This is a genomic window from Cupriavidus sp. GW823-FHT07B10 (assembly GCF_058794355.1).
Genome location: NZ_JBXAGS010000024.1, coordinates 15,301 through 28,478, shown reverse-complemented (window position 1 = coordinate 28,478; position 13,178 = coordinate 15,301). Strand labels below are relative to the sequence as shown.

Annotated in this window: 9 protein-coding genes; 8 read left to right on the top strand and 1 reads right to left on the bottom strand. The window is 65.6% G+C overall.

The window, feature by feature from the left end:
• Window positions 1-16 precede the first annotated feature (16 nt).
• Window positions 17-1,411: a signal recognition particle protein gene (ffh, locus tag AC1Q6V_RS31235; RefSeq protein ID WP_010814737.1), complete on the bottom strand. Its 1,395-nt coding sequence runs from the start codon at window positions 1,409-1,411 to the stop codon at window positions 17-19.
• Between the two features lie 141 nt (window positions 1,412-1,552).
• Between ffh and AC1Q6V_RS31230 the strand changes: the two genes are divergently transcribed.
• The 8 genes from AC1Q6V_RS31230 (at window position 1,553) to AC1Q6V_RS31195 (ending at window position 13,176) form a co-directional block, all read left to right on the top strand.
• The gene (locus tag AC1Q6V_RS31230) at window positions 1,553-2,491 is read left to right on the top strand and encodes a cytochrome C assembly family protein (protein ID WP_010814736.1); all 939 of its coding nucleotides are present in this window, start codon (window positions 1,553-1,555) and stop codon (window positions 2,489-2,491) included.
• Window positions 2,492-2,497: 6 nt separating this feature from the next.
• Window positions 2,498-2,800 (top strand): PP0621 family protein, encoded by a 303-nt coding sequence (locus AC1Q6V_RS31225; RefSeq protein WP_454749907.1) that lies wholly within the window; start codon window positions 2,498-2,500, stop codon window positions 2,798-2,800.
• Window positions 2,797-4,902: a sensor histidine kinase gene (locus AC1Q6V_RS31220; RefSeq protein WP_454749906.1), complete on the top strand. Its 2,106-nt coding sequence runs from the start codon at window positions 2,797-2,799 to the stop codon at window positions 4,900-4,902. Before AC1Q6V_RS31225 ends, AC1Q6V_RS31220 begins: the two co-directional genes overlap by 4 nt.
• Before the next feature lie 25 nt (window positions 4,903-4,927).
• Entirely contained in the window at window positions 4,928-6,553 is a 1,626-nt protein-coding gene (locus AC1Q6V_RS31215) for a sigma-54-dependent transcriptional regulator (protein WP_193385846.1), read from the top strand.
• Window positions 6,550-7,167, top strand: coding sequence for a 1,6-anhydro-N-acetylmuramyl-L-alanine amidase AmpD (gene ampD / locus AC1Q6V_RS31210; RefSeq protein WP_454749905.1), 618 nt, complete (start codon window positions 6,550-6,552; stop codon window positions 7,165-7,167). The genes AC1Q6V_RS31215 and ampD overlap by 4 nt, the downstream gene beginning before the upstream one ends.
• Window positions 7,168-7,662: 495 nt before the next feature.
• Window positions 7,663-10,596 carry a ribonucleoside-diphosphate reductase subunit alpha gene (locus tag AC1Q6V_RS31205; protein WP_454749904.1) on the top strand — a complete coding sequence of 978 codons (2,934 nt, stop codon included), beginning with the start codon at window positions 7,663-7,665 and terminating at the stop codon, window positions 10,594-10,596.
• Between the two features lie 157 nt (window positions 10,597-10,753).
• Window positions 10,754-11,941, top strand: a complete 1,188-nt coding sequence (locus AC1Q6V_RS31200) for a ribonucleotide-diphosphate reductase subunit beta (RefSeq protein ID WP_116313103.1) — start codon at window positions 10,754-10,756, stop codon at window positions 11,939-11,941.
• Between the two features lie 311 nt (window positions 11,942-12,252).
• Window positions 12,253-13,176 carry an SIR2 family protein gene (locus AC1Q6V_RS31195; protein WP_454749903.1) on the top strand — a complete coding sequence of 308 codons (924 nt, stop codon included), beginning with the start codon at window positions 12,253-12,255 and terminating at the stop codon, window positions 13,174-13,176.
• Window positions 13,177-13,178 lie beyond the last annotated feature (2 nt).

Genomic DNA, 13,178 nt, shown 5'->3' with positions numbered 1-13,178 from the left:
GTGCGACGGACGGATTCTAGCGGTTGAAGAGGCCCTTCATGCCGCCCTTCATCGCGCCCATCTGGCGCATCATCTTCATCATGCCGCCGCCCTTGAGCTTTTTCATCATGGACTGCATCTGGTCGAACTGGTTGAGCAGGCGGTTCACTTCCTGCACCGGCACGCCGGCGCCCGCGGCAATGCGGCGCTTGCGGCTGGCCTTGATCAGCTCGGGCTTGGCGCGCTCGGTGGGCGTCATGCTGTTGATGATGCCTTCCATGCGGGCCACCTGCTTCTCGGCCTGGTCCATGTTGGCGCCCTGCGCCTGCTGGGCGAACTGCGCCGGCAGCTTGTCGACCAGGCTGCCCAGGCCGCCCATCTTCTTCATCTGGCCGATCTGGGCCTTGAAGTCTTCCAGGTCGAAGTCACCGGTCTTCTTGATCTTCTTGGCCAGCTTCTCGGCCGCTTCCATGTCCACGCCGCGCTGGGCTTCCTCGACCAGCGCGAGGATGTCGCCCATGCCCAGGATGCGCTGGGCCATGCGGTCGGGGTAGAAGGGCTCCAGGCCGTCCAGCTTTTCGCCGACGCCGACAAACTTGATCGGGCGGCCGGTGATATGGCGCACCGACAGCGCCGCGCCGCCGCGCGCGTCGCCGTCCAGCTTGGTCAGCACCACGCCTGTCAGCGGCAGGGTGTCGTTGAAGGCCTTGGCGGTGTTGACCGCGTCCTGGCCCAGCATGGCGTCGACCACGAACAGGGTTTCGGCGGGCTTCAGCTCGGCGTGCAGGGCGGCGATTTCCTGCATCATCAGCTCGTCGATACCCAGCCGGCCGGCCGTGTCGACGATCAGCACGTCGTGGTAGTGCTTGCGCGCCCAGTCCACCGCCGCGCGGGCGATGTCCGCCGGCTTCTGGTCCGGCTGCGACGGGAAGAAGTCAGCGCCGACCTGCTCGGAAACCGTCTTGAGCTGGGCGATAGCGGCGGGGCGGTAGACGTCGCACGAGACCGTCAGCACCTTCTTCTTTTTGTTTTCCTTGAGCCACTTGGCCAGCTTGCCCACGGTGGTGGTCTTGCCGGCGCCCTGCAGGCCCGCCATCAGGATGATGGCGGGCGGCTGCACGGCCAGGTTCAGCTCGGCTTCCTTGTTGTTGCCGCTGGCCGCGTCGGCGCCGCCGATCACGGCGGTCAGCTCGCGCTGGACCACGCCGACCAGGGCCTGGCCCGGGGTGAGGCTGCTGACAACCTCCTCGCCCATGGCCTTTTCCTTCACGCGGGCAACGAATTCGCGCACGACCGGCAGCGCCACGTCGGCTTCGAGCATGGCAAGGCGCACTTCGCGCAGCATCTCGGCGGTGTTGGCCTCGGTCAGGCGCGCCTCGCCGCGCATGGTCTTGACCACACGCGCCAGGCGTTGAGTGAGATTGTCCAGCATGGCAGGAATCGGGGGAGAAGTCGGAGCAGGGCTCGGGGCTGAAATCGGAGGCAGTCTTGCACACGGGGCGGGCCTGGAACACCTGCTACACCGGTTCAAGCGGGCCGCCACCGTCCGTGGGCACTAAGGTAAACTGCGTAAATGGTCATTGTACTGTATGCCCTGACGGCACTTCTCTATTGCGGCCTGGCCTTTCACGGCTGGGCCACGCGCCACCCACGCCTTGCCACCGCTGCCGGCCCGGCAGGGGGGGCGACCTCGGCCGTGCTGGTGGCCGGCGGCGGCCCCATCCCCCCGGCGGGCGGCGCGCACGGCGAAGGGCGCCCGGCCTGGTGGCACGTGCTGATGCTGGCGGCGCTGGCCAGCCACGGCATGCTGCTGCATGAAACCATCTTCCCGGCCGAGCGCATGATGTTCGGCTTTGCCTTCGCACTGTCGGCCATGCTGTGGCTGGGCGTGGGCATCTACTGGATCGAAAGCTTCTTCTTCTCGCTGGCGGGGCTGGGCCTGATCGTGATCCCGGTGGCGCTGGTGGCCAGCCTGATGCCGCTGGCCTTCCCCGGCTCGCAGATCCTGGGCTACGCGGCGCGGCCGCTGTTCAAGCTGCATTTCATCATCGCCAACGTGGCCTACGGGCTGTTCACGCTGGCGGCGTTCCACGCCTTCCTGATGCTGCTGGCCGAACGGCGCCTGCATGGCTTCCGGCACGCGCCGGCGCGGCCGCCGGAGCAGCAACCCAGCGAATGGCTGGGCCGCTGGCTGGACCTGCTGCCGCCGCTGCTGACGCTGGAGAAGCTGCTGTTCCGGCTGATTGGCGCCGGCTTTGTGCTGCTGACGCTGACCATCGGCTCGGGCCTGCTGTTCTCTGAAGACCTGTTCGGCCGCGCCTTCCGGCTGGACCACAAGACGGTGTTCGCGCTGATCTCGTGGGCCATGTTCGGCGGCATCCTGGCCGGGCGCATCTTCCGCGGCTGGCGCGGCAAGGTGGCGCTGCGCTGGGTCATCGCCTCGTTCGGCATCCTGCTGCTGGCCTATGTCGGCAGCCGTTTCGTGATTGAAGTCGTCCTGCATCGCCTCTGATTCCCCATGGCACGTATCCTGATCCTGCTGGCCGTGGTGCTGGGCGTCATCTGGTGGCTGCGCGCCCGCGCCGAGGCGCGGCTGGCTGAACACCGCGCACGCCAGGCCCGCGAGGCCAGCGAGCGCACTGCCGCCGCCGGCCCGGCCGACGCCACCGCCGAACCCATGGTCCAGTGCGCCCAGTGCGGCGTGCACCTGCCGCAGGGCGAGGCCATTGCCTGGCGCGGCCTGCACTACTGCCGCCGCAGCCACCTGCCTGACGAAAGCCGGGCCGAGGGCAGCGACAGCAGCAGCGGCCCCCGCGCATGACAGAGCCGGCGTCGTCGGGCTGGCAGCGGCTGAACGCCTGGCGCGGCCTGGCCCAGCTGTGGCGCCAGCCCGAGCCGCCTGACTTTCACTGGCGCCTGCTGCGCTATTTCTGCTGGACCCGCGTGGCCGTGGGCCTGCTGCTGGTCGGTTTTGCGCTGATGCGGCGCGGCGAGCCGGCCTCCGTCACCGCCATCACGAATGCGATCCCGCCCGTGCCGTTCGACCTCGGGGGCCTGGGCGGCATCGAGCACGCGGCGGCCATGACCATCGCCGTGCCCTATCTTGGCATTGCCGTGGCGATGCTGGCCGGCACGCTGTGGCGCCGGCACTTCCATCTGCGCGTGCGGGTGCAGGTGCTGGCCGACCTGGCCCTGCTGGCGCTGGTCTTCAGCGTGCTGGGGCGGGGCGGGCAGGCCGAGGGCCTGGCCATGATCTTCCTGCTGCCCGCGCTGGAAGCCGGCGCACTGACCAGCCTGCTGTTCGCGCTGTTTGCCGCGTCGATCTCCGCGCTGGTGGTGATGAGCGGGCCCTTCATGCACACCATCCTGCTGCACCAGGCCGATGCCGGGCTGCTGGGCTCGGGCCTGTTCGGCCTGGTGTTCATGATCGCGGCGCTGCTGATGTATATGCTGGCCAACCGCCAGATCGCGCAGGAGCGCCTGGCGCTGGCGCGCGAGCAGGAGCTGCGCCTGCAGCAGCTGGTCAACCGGCTCATGGTCAACGACATGCAGGACGGCGTGATGCTGGTGCGCGCCAACGGCGCGGTGGTGGCCGCCAACCCCGCGGCGGTGGTGCTGCTGGGCGTGCAGCCGCATGAGCGCATCTACTCGCGCCGGCTGGGTGGTGCGGCAGGTCAGGGCGGAGAAGCAGTGCTGTTCGACCTGCGCCGCATCCCGCGCCTGCAGCCGCTGATGGAGATGCTGCGCGACTGGCTGCACAGCAAGGACGACGTGCCGCGCATCCTGCAGCTGCTGCCGATGGCGTCCGGCACCGCGCTGGCCGACGGCACCATGCAGCACACCCGGCTGCGGCTGCGCTTTGTGCTGCCGGGGCTGGCAGGATTGCGCTCGACCATGGCGCATGGCCGCACCGTGCCGGCCACGCTGGATACCGCCGCCTGGAGCGAACTGTCGCCCGAAGCCGCCGGCCGCCTGCGCCTGGCCATCGCCCAGAACGAGGCCATGGCCTGGTCGCAGGAGGATGAGGCCCTGTTGCGCAACGAGATGCGCGACACCGTGCTGGTCCATATCGAAAGCTGGGAACGCATCGCCGAGCAGGTGCAGCAGGAAAAGCTGGCCGCCATGGGCCGGCTGGTGGCCAGCATCGCGCACCAGATCCGCAACCCGCTGGCGGCAATCAGCCAGGCCAGCGAGCTGCTGGGCGATTCCGGCCGGCGCGATCCCGCCGCGCAGGACCATGGCGGCGCCGATGTCGATATCGACGCCCGCCTGCTGCGCATCATCAACGACAACGTGCGCCGGCTGGACCAGGTGGTGTCAGACGTGCTGCAGATGTCGCGCCGCCCGCGCACCGGCCGCAGCACCGTGCACCTGGCGCAGGCGCTGCCCGAGATCGTCGAGCGCTGGCGCGCCGAAATGCGCTCGCGCCGCCCGCGCGCCGGCGAGACCCGCCCGGCGGGCCGGGCCGACATCAACGCCAATGCCATCCGGCTGACCGTGGACGTGGCCCAGCCGGTGGTGTTCGACGCCTCGCAGCTGCAGCAGGTGCTGGGCAACCTGCTGGACAACGCCTGGCGCTACTGCAGCCGGCTGCCGGGATCGATCCGGCTGCTGGCGCATGCGCTGGACCAGCACCATGCCGAGCTGATCGTCTGGAACGACGGCGCCGAAGTCGCGCGCGAGCACCAGCGCAGCCTGTTCGAACCGTTCTTCACCAGCAACGCCCAGGGCACCGGGCTGGGCCTGTTCATGGCGCGCGAGCTGTGCGGCGCCAATGACGCCCAGGTGCGCTACGGCGCCATCGCCTTGCCGGCGCTGTTGGAGCGCACTGGCATGCTGGCCGCCGCCGCGCGCGATACACTGCCGGCCAAGGCTTTCGTGCTGACGCTGCGCATCGAGAGTGCCGATGCGGCCGCCGCCTGACCTGTCCCAACCCAGCCACCACCCCATGCCACCCCGAATGTCCCGAGCGCCCGATCCCATCCTGGTCATCGACGACGAGGCCGACCTGCGCGAGCTGCTGGACATCTCGATCCGCCGCATGGGCCATGACGTGGTGCTGGCCGGCTCGCTCGCCGAGGCGCGCGAGAAGCTGGCGCAGCGCCGCTACAGCCTGGTGCTGACCGACATGCGCCTGGGCGACGGCCTGGGCATCGAGATCGTGCGCCAGCTGTCGGCCGCGCCGGAACGCATCCCGGTGGCGGTCATCACCGCCTACGGCAGCGCCGACAACGCCGTGGAAGCACTCAAGGCCGGCGCCTTCGACTACATCGCCAAGCCGGTATCGCTGGAGCAGCTGCGCAGCCTGGTGCTGAACGCGCTGGGCCGCCAGCAACGCGACAGCACCGATGCCGAAGCCGCCGCGGCCGAGCAGGCCGCCGACCGCGCCGCCGCCCTGCTGCCCGGCCATTCCGCCGCCATGCTGGAGGTGCGCCGTTCGCTGTCGCGGCTGGCGCGCAGCATGGCGCCGGTGGTGATCAGCGGCGAATCCGGCAGCGGCAAGGAGCGCGCCGCGCGCGCCATCCACGCGACCAGCGGCCGGGCCGCGCATCCGTTTATCGCCGTCAACTGCGGCGCCATCCCCGAGAACCTGATGGAGTCCGAGTTCTTCGGCCATGTCAAAGGCGCCTTCACCGGTGCCGACGGGGAGCGCGGCGGCTTCTTCCAGGCCGCCAACGGCGGCACGCTGCTGCTCGACGAGGTGGCCGACCTGCCGCTGCCGATGCAGGTCAAGCTGCTGCGCGCGCTGCAGGAGCGCCGCGTGCGCAAGATCGGCGCCAGCCGCGAAGACGCCGTCGACGTGCGCGTGATGTGCGCCAGCCACAAGGACCTGGCGGCGATGGTGTCGGCCGGGCAGTTCCGGCAGGACTTGTACTACCGCCTGAACGTGCTGGCGCTGCGCATGCCCACGCTGCGCGAGCGCGGTGAAGACATCCCGGTGCTGGCGCGCGCCATCCTGGACCACCTGGCGGTGCGCTACGGCGACCCGCGCCCCAAGCGGCTGTCGCCGGCGGCGCTGCAACGGCTGGTGGCCTATCCGTTCCCCGGCAACGTGCGCGAGCTGGAGAACCTGCTGGAGCGCGCCTACGCCTTTGCCGAGAGCGAAGAGATCGAGCTGGCCGACCTGGGCCCGCTGGACGCCGGCGCCGAGCGCGCCGGGCTGATGCATGCCCCCGCGCCGGCGATGGCGCCCACCAACTATTCCGCCCCCTGGGGCGCCGCAGGCATGTGGGCGCCGGTGCCGCCGGCCGCCGCTCCCGCGCCGGCCCCGGCAGAGCCGCCGCCCGTGGTGCCCGCCCCGGCCAGCGCGCCCGAACCCGAGCCCGCCGGCGATCCCGCCGAACGCGCCTGCCGCGGCATCGTCTTCCCGATCGACCTGCAAGCCAGGCTGGAAGCCGTGGAGCGCGAGCTGATCCTGCAGGCGCTGGCGCAGACCAACTTCAACCGCACCGCGGCCGCGCCGCTGCTGGGCCTGAACCTGCGCCAGCTGCGCTACCGTATCCAGCAACTGGGCATCCGCGAGGCCATGGACGCCGCCGAACGCAGCACCGTGGAAGGCGAGGGCACGTCATGAGCAAGCCCGAGCACCGCTATCTGCCAGAGGCCGACGGCTGGGTCCCCGCCGCGCGCCGCGTGCCGTCACCAAACTTTGACGAGCGCCCGGCCGGCATGCCGGTGGACCTGGTGGTGCTGCACAACATCAGCCTGCCGCCCGGCCAGTTCGGCAGCGGCGACATCGAGGCCTTCTTCCAGAACCGGCTCGATCCCAACAAGCACCCGTACTTTGCCACCATCCACCAGGTGCAGGTGTCCGCGCACTTCCTGGTCACGCGCGAGGGGGAACTGGTGCAGTTTGTCCCGTGCACGCAGCGGGCCTGGCACGCCGGACAGTCCGACTTCTTCGGCCGCGCCCGCTGCAACGATTTCTCCATCGGCATCGAGATCGAGGGCTGCGACGACCTGCCGTTCACCCTGGCCCAGTACGACACCGTGGCCGCGCTGGTGCCGGCGCTGCTGGCCGTCTACCCGGTGCGCGCGATTGCTGGGCACAGCGACATCGCCCCGGGGCGCAAGACCGATCCCGGCCCGCATTTCGACTGGGCACGCTTTGCCAGGCAGGCCGGCGTGGCGCCCGGCATGTTGCCCTACCAGTGCCCTGGCGCGGCTGGCCAGGTGACGAATTCTTAACGTCATTCCCCATCCCCGTGCGCCCCGTTCCGGCGCACATGCCCTGCCTCGGGGTGGGGCTATCGCAACCTCGCAACAATCAAAAAAATTTTTGTGAAATGTGCAGTTGCGAACGGTCTGGCGAAAACCCTTGCGAGTATTAGGCTTGCGGGCATGTGGCGCTGCCGCATCGGCGCAACCGCCCCCGAAATAGCGCTTGTCAAGACTGGTCATTCGGATTCGTTTCACTATACTTAGCCCAGTTTCACGCATCACACACTATATCTAGTAGTCAAACCGGGGAGCCGGCCCCAAGGGTGAGTCAGGGATCACGAAGTTCGTGCATCGTCTCGAAACCGCCCGCTAAGGCCAGCGAATCACAAGAGTCCCTGGCGAAATGTTCACGTAAAGGCAGTCTATCCGCCCCCGACCTCACGCCGGGAGGGACGTTCTTTTCGCCGCATTTCGCCAGGGACTCTTTTGTCTCTTATTTCCAGGGTAAAAAAAGGAGTTCTCATGCAAACGGCCCAGAACGAAATCACCACGGGTGGCGCCGCCGCCGGTATTGCACCGACCGCGCAGCAGACCCCCGCCAACGCCGCCAATACGAACTACCCGGATCACAAGATCATTCGACGCAACGGCGCCGTGGTGGCTTTCGAGCCGTCCAAGATCGCCGTTGCCATGACCAAGGCCTTCCTCGCCGTGAACGGCGGGCAGGGCGCCGCGTCCGCGCGTGTGCGCGAGATCGTCGAGCAACTGACTGACAACGTCGTGCGCGCACTGGTGCGCAGCCGCCCCAACGGCGGCGCCATCCATATCGAAGACGTGCAGGACCACGTGGAACTGGCGCTGATGCGCTCGGGCGAGCATGAAGTGGCCCGCGCCTACGTGCTGTACCGCGAGAAGCGCAAGGACGAGCGCGCCCAGGCCAACGCCCAGGCCGTGGCCCGCGTGCAGGAAGGCGGCATCTCGGTCAACGTGACCGATGGCGGCGTCACGCACGTGCTGGACATCGCCGCGCTGCATGACCTGATCGACAACGCCTGCAGCGGCCTTGGCAACGCAGTGAGCGCCGAGCCGATCCTGAAGGAAACCCTGAAGAACCTGTACGAAGGCGTGCCGATGACGCAGGTGTACGACTCCGCCATCCTGGCCGCGCGTACCCTGATTGAAAAGGACCCGAACTACAGCCAGGTTACCGCCCGTATCCTGCTGCACACGATCCGCAAGGAAATCCTGGGTGCCGAAGTGACCCAGGGCGAGATGTCCAGCCGCTACGCCGAGTACTTTCCCAAGTTCATCGCCCGCGGCATCGAAGCCGAGCTGCTCGATGAAAAGCTGGCCACCTTCGACCTGGCCCGCCTGGGCGCCGCGCTGGACGCCGGCCGCGACTTCCAGTTCAACTACCTGGGCCTGCAGACCCTGTACGACCGCTACTTCCTGCATATCGATGAAACCCGCATCGAAATGCCGCAGGCCTTCTTCATGCGCGTGGCCATGGGCCTGGCGCTGAACGAGAAGGACCGCGAAGCGCGCGCCATCGAGTTCTACCAGCTGCTGTCGTCGTTCGACTTCATGTCGTCCACGCCGACGCTGTTCAACTCCGGCACCCGCCGCTCGCAGCTGTCGTCGTGCTACCTGACCACGGTGTCGGACGACCTGGAAGGCATCTACGAAGCGCTGAAGGAAAACGCGCTGCTGTCCAAGTTCGCCGGCGGCCTGGGCAATGACTGGACCAACGTGCGCGCGCTCGGCTCGCACATCAAGGGCACCAACGGCAAGAGCCAGGGCGTGGTCCCGTTCCTGAAGGTGGTGAACGACACCGCCGTGGCCGTGAACCAGGGCGGCAAGCGCAAGGGCGCCGTCTGCGCCTACCTGGAAACGTGGCACCTGGACATCGAAGAGTTCCTGGAACTGCGCAAGAACACCGGCGACGACCGCCGCCGCACCCACGACATGAACACGGCCAACTGGATCCCGGACCTGTTCATGAAGCGCGTGATGGAAGGCGGTGAGTGGACCCTGTTCTCGCCCGCCACCTGCCCGGACCTGCACGACAAGGTCGGCAAGGAATTCGAGAAGGCCTACCTGGGCTATGAAGCCAAGGCCGCCAGCGGCGAACTGAAGCTGTTCAAGAAGCTGCCGGCGCTGCAACTGTGGCGCAAGATGCTGGGCATGCTGTTCGAGACCGGCCACCCGTGGATCACCTTCAAGGATCCTTGCAACATCCGCAGCCCGCAGCAGCACGTCGGCGTCGTCCACAGCTCCAACCTGTGCACGGAAATCACGCTCAACACCAATGAGAGCGAGATCGCCGTCTGCAACCTGGGCTCGGTCAACCTGGTCGCCCACATGGCGAAGCAGGCCGACGGCACCTACGCGCTGGATCACGCCAAGCTGCAGAAGACCGTGCGCACCGCCATGCGCATGCTCGACAACGTGATCGACATCAACTACTACGCCGTGGACAAGGCGCGCAATTCCAACCTGCGCCACCGTCCGGTCGGCATGGGCATCATGGGCTTCCAGGACTGCCTGCACGTGCTGCGCACGCCGTATTCCAGCGATGCCGCAGTGAAGTTCGCCGACACCTCGATGGAAGCCGTGTGCTACTACGCCTACCAGGCCTCCACGGAGCTGGCCGAAGAGCGTGGCCGCTACGAGACCTATGCCGGCTCGCTGTGGGACCGCGGCATCCTACCGCAGGACTCGCTCAAGCTGCTGGCCGAAGAGCGCGGCGGCTACCTGGACGTGGACCTGTCGAGCACGATGGACTGGGACAGCCTGCGCGCCCGCATCAAGCAGCACGGCATGCGCAACTCGAACTGCATCGCGATCGCGCCGACCGCCACGATCTCGAACATCATCGGCGTGTCCGCCTGCATCGAGCCCACGTTCCAGAACCTGTACGTCAAGTCCAACCTGTCGGGCGAGTTCACCGTGGTCAACGACTACCTGGTGCGCGACCTGAAGGAACGCGGCCTGTGGGACGAAGTGATGGTTGCCGACCTGAAGTACTTCGACGGCTCGCTGTCGCGCATCGACCGCATCCCGCAAGACCTGCGCGACATCTACGCCACCGCGTTCGAAGTCGAGCCGACCTGGCTGGTGGAAGCCGCCAGCCGCCGCCAGAAGTGGATCGACCAGGCCCAGTCGCTGAACATCTACATGGCCGGCGCGTCGGGCAAGAAGCTGGACGACACCTACAAGCTGGCATGGGTGCGCGGCCTGAAGACCACGTACTACCTGCGCACGATGGCCGCCACCCACGTGGAAAAGTCCACCGTGTCGCGCGGCTCGCTGAACGCGGTGTCGTCGGGCAGCGACAGCGGCTCCGCCCTGGACGCAGCGGCCGCCTCGGCCCCGGCCATGCCGGAAGCCGAAGGCGCGGTCTGCACGATGCGCCCGGGCGACCCCGGCTTCGAAGAGTGCGAAGCCTGCCAATAAGGCAAGGAAAGACTAGAGAGCAAGAACCACCCCTTGTTTGCTCCCCTCTCCCGCTTGCGGGAGAGGGGCGGGGGTGAGGGCCGGCGCAACAACGAAGTGAAGCGTCAAACCTGACCAACCACCGCCGCCCCCAAACCGAATCACGGAGAACCACATCATGCTGAGCTGGGACGACGACGTTCAAGCCACCCCGCAGGCCGCACCGCAGCCTGCCCTGCAACCCGCTGCATCGGCTGCCACCGCTGACCAGCAAGGCGTCCTGCCGCCGAGCGCCACGCAAGCCGGCATCCTGGGCAACAACCCCAACGCCGCCGCCGCGCAAAGCAACCGCCGCGTCAACGCCGCCGACAAGCGCGTCATCAACGGCTCGACTGACGTCAACCAGCTCGTCCCGTTCAAGTACAAGTGGGCGTGGGAAAAGTACCTGGCCGGCTGCGCCAACCACTGGATGCCGCAGGAAATCAACATGTCCCGCGACATCGCCCTGTGGAAAGATCCCAACGGCCTGACCGAGGACGAGCGCCGCATCATCAAGCGCAACCTGGGCTTCTTCGTCACCGCCGACTCGCTGGCCGCCAACAACATCGTGCTGGGCACCTACCGCCAGATCACCGCGCCGGAATGCCGCCAGTACCTGCTGCGCCAGGCCTTTGAAGAGGCCATCCACACCCACGCCTACCAGTACATCGTCGAGTCGCTGGGCCTGAACGAAGCCGAGATCTTCAACGCGTACCACGAAGTGCAGTCGATCCGCGACAAGGACGAGTTCCTGATCCCGTTCATCGACACCCTGACCGACCCGTCGTTCAAGACCGGCACGCCGGAAAACGACCAGAAGCTGCTGAAGAGCCTGATCGTGTTCGCCTGCATCATGGAAGGGCTGTTCTTCTATGTGGGCTTTACGCAGATCCTGGCAATGGGGCGGCAGAACAAGATGACTGGGGCGGCGGAGCAGTATCAGTACATCCTGCGGGATGAGTCGTTGCACTGCAATTTTGGGATTGATTTGATTAATCAGATCAAGCTGGAGAATCCGCATCTTTGGACGGCGGAGTTTAAGGCTGAAATTACGGAGTTGTTCAAGAAGGCGGTGGATCTGGAGTATCGCTACGCGGAGGACACGATGCCGCGTGGGGTGCTGGGGTTGAATGCGCCGATGTTTAAGGGGTATCTGCGGTTCATTTGCAATCGGCGGTGCCAGCAGATTGGGTTGGATCAGTTGTTCGCGAATGAGGAGAATCCGTTCCCTTGGATGTCTGAGATGATCGATCTGAAGAAGGAACGCAACTTCTTTGAGACGCGGGTTATTGAGTATCAGACGGGTGGGGCGTTGAGCTGGGATTGAATGTTGTTGTTTGATGAAAATGGGAGCAGATTGCTCCCATTTTTTTGGTAATGCGCAAAGCCTTGGCGTGCGACTTACGAGCGTGGCTCGATAAGGCTTTGATATTAATTTTGATCTATCTATGAGATCCCCGTGAGGGATGAAATAACCTGGCAATTGAAGCCGCTAATCTATTAGCGTAAAAACTCCGTCGAAGAAGAGTATCAATGGACGCGATAAAGCATGTGCGGGCTTTTTCTCAAGAGTGTGCCGCAAGGGTACCTCTTATAGTCTTGGGTAGCGGTGCTTCCGTCCCGTACGGAATACCTGGTATGGGGCCACTCGCCACTCATTTGAGAAACTCGGATATTCCTGCTCAATGGGATGAAAAAGATCGCCACGGATGGGCGACCTTTTGTGATCGGATTCCTCATACGGACTTAGAGTCCGCGCTTACTGAGGTCACGTTAACTGAGCGAGTGACCTCACACGTTGTTCGTGTGACCTGGCAATTTCTGAACGAGCACGACATCGATGTATTTCATGAAGTGATTAAGAATCGATCGATTCTTCCGCTCAGCAGGTTGTTCCAGCACTTGCTAGCCAGTACGACGCAGACGGTGCAGGTCGTAACGCCAAACTATGATCGTGTTGCGGAATACGCAGCAGAGGGCGCTCAATTTTGCGCATACACGGGCTTCACGCACGGCCTCATTGGCCATCGCGCACAGCATAGTCCTCCAAAGATCTACATCGGAGGGCGTCCGGTACGAGCGGTGAATGTATGGAAGGTCCACGGTTCTTTCGGATGGTTCTCTGACGACCGGGGCGCCGTTGTGTCACTGCCTCCGATGAACCGGATACCGCCGGGTCTTGAACCTCTAATCGTGACGCCGGGCATCGATAAGTACCGCCGTACTCATGGCGAGCCGTTTCGGACCATCATTCAGAGTGCGGATGCGGCTATCCGGGATGCTGCATCATTTCTTTGCGTCGGATATGGATTTAACGACGAACATCTTCAACCGCTGCTTGTTCAGCGCTGTGAGGCTGAAGGTATACCTCTTATCCTAATAACGAAAGAGATCAGCGCCACAGCGCGGCGGTATATCAACAGCGGACGATGCCGTCGATACTTAGCTCTTGAGGAGTGCAGCGAGGGAACAATGGCATTCTCAAACGAATTTCCTCAGGGAATGGTGTTGCCGGGTGCCAGCTTCTGGCAGCTCGGGGAGTTTCTTGATTTAATCATGTGAGG

What these genes read in the sequence shown, in the direction of transcription:
- ffh (WP_010814737.1), bottom strand. Translation starts at nt 1,411, where the DNA reads ATGCTGGACAATCTCACTCAACGCCTGGCGCGTGTGGTCAAGACCATG.
- AC1Q6V_RS31230 (WP_010814736.1), top strand. Translation starts at nt 1,553, where the DNA reads ATGGTCATTGTACTGTATGCCCTGACGGCACTTCTCTATTGCGGCCTG.
- AC1Q6V_RS31225 (WP_454749907.1), top strand. Translation starts at nt 2,498, where the DNA reads ATGGCACGTATCCTGATCCTGCTGGCCGTGGTGCTGGGCGTCATCTGG.
- AC1Q6V_RS31220 (WP_454749906.1), top strand. Translation starts at nt 2,797, where the DNA reads ATGACAGAGCCGGCGTCGTCGGGCTGGCAGCGGCTGAACGCCTGGCGC.
- AC1Q6V_RS31215 (WP_193385846.1), top strand. Translation starts at nt 4,928, where the DNA reads ATGCCACCCCGAATGTCCCGAGCGCCCGATCCCATCCTGGTCATCGAC.
- ampD (WP_454749905.1), top strand. Translation starts at nt 6,550, where the DNA reads ATGAGCAAGCCCGAGCACCGCTATCTGCCAGAGGCCGACGGCTGGGTC.
- AC1Q6V_RS31205 (WP_454749904.1), top strand. Translation starts at nt 7,663, where the DNA reads ATGCAAACGGCCCAGAACGAAATCACCACGGGTGGCGCCGCCGCCGGT.
- AC1Q6V_RS31200 (WP_116313103.1), top strand. Translation starts at nt 10,754, where the DNA reads ATGCTGAGCTGGGACGACGACGTTCAAGCCACCCCGCAGGCCGCACCG.
- AC1Q6V_RS31195 (WP_454749903.1), top strand. Translation starts at nt 12,253, where the DNA reads ATGGGGCCACTCGCCACTCATTTGAGAAACTCGGATATTCCTGCTCAA.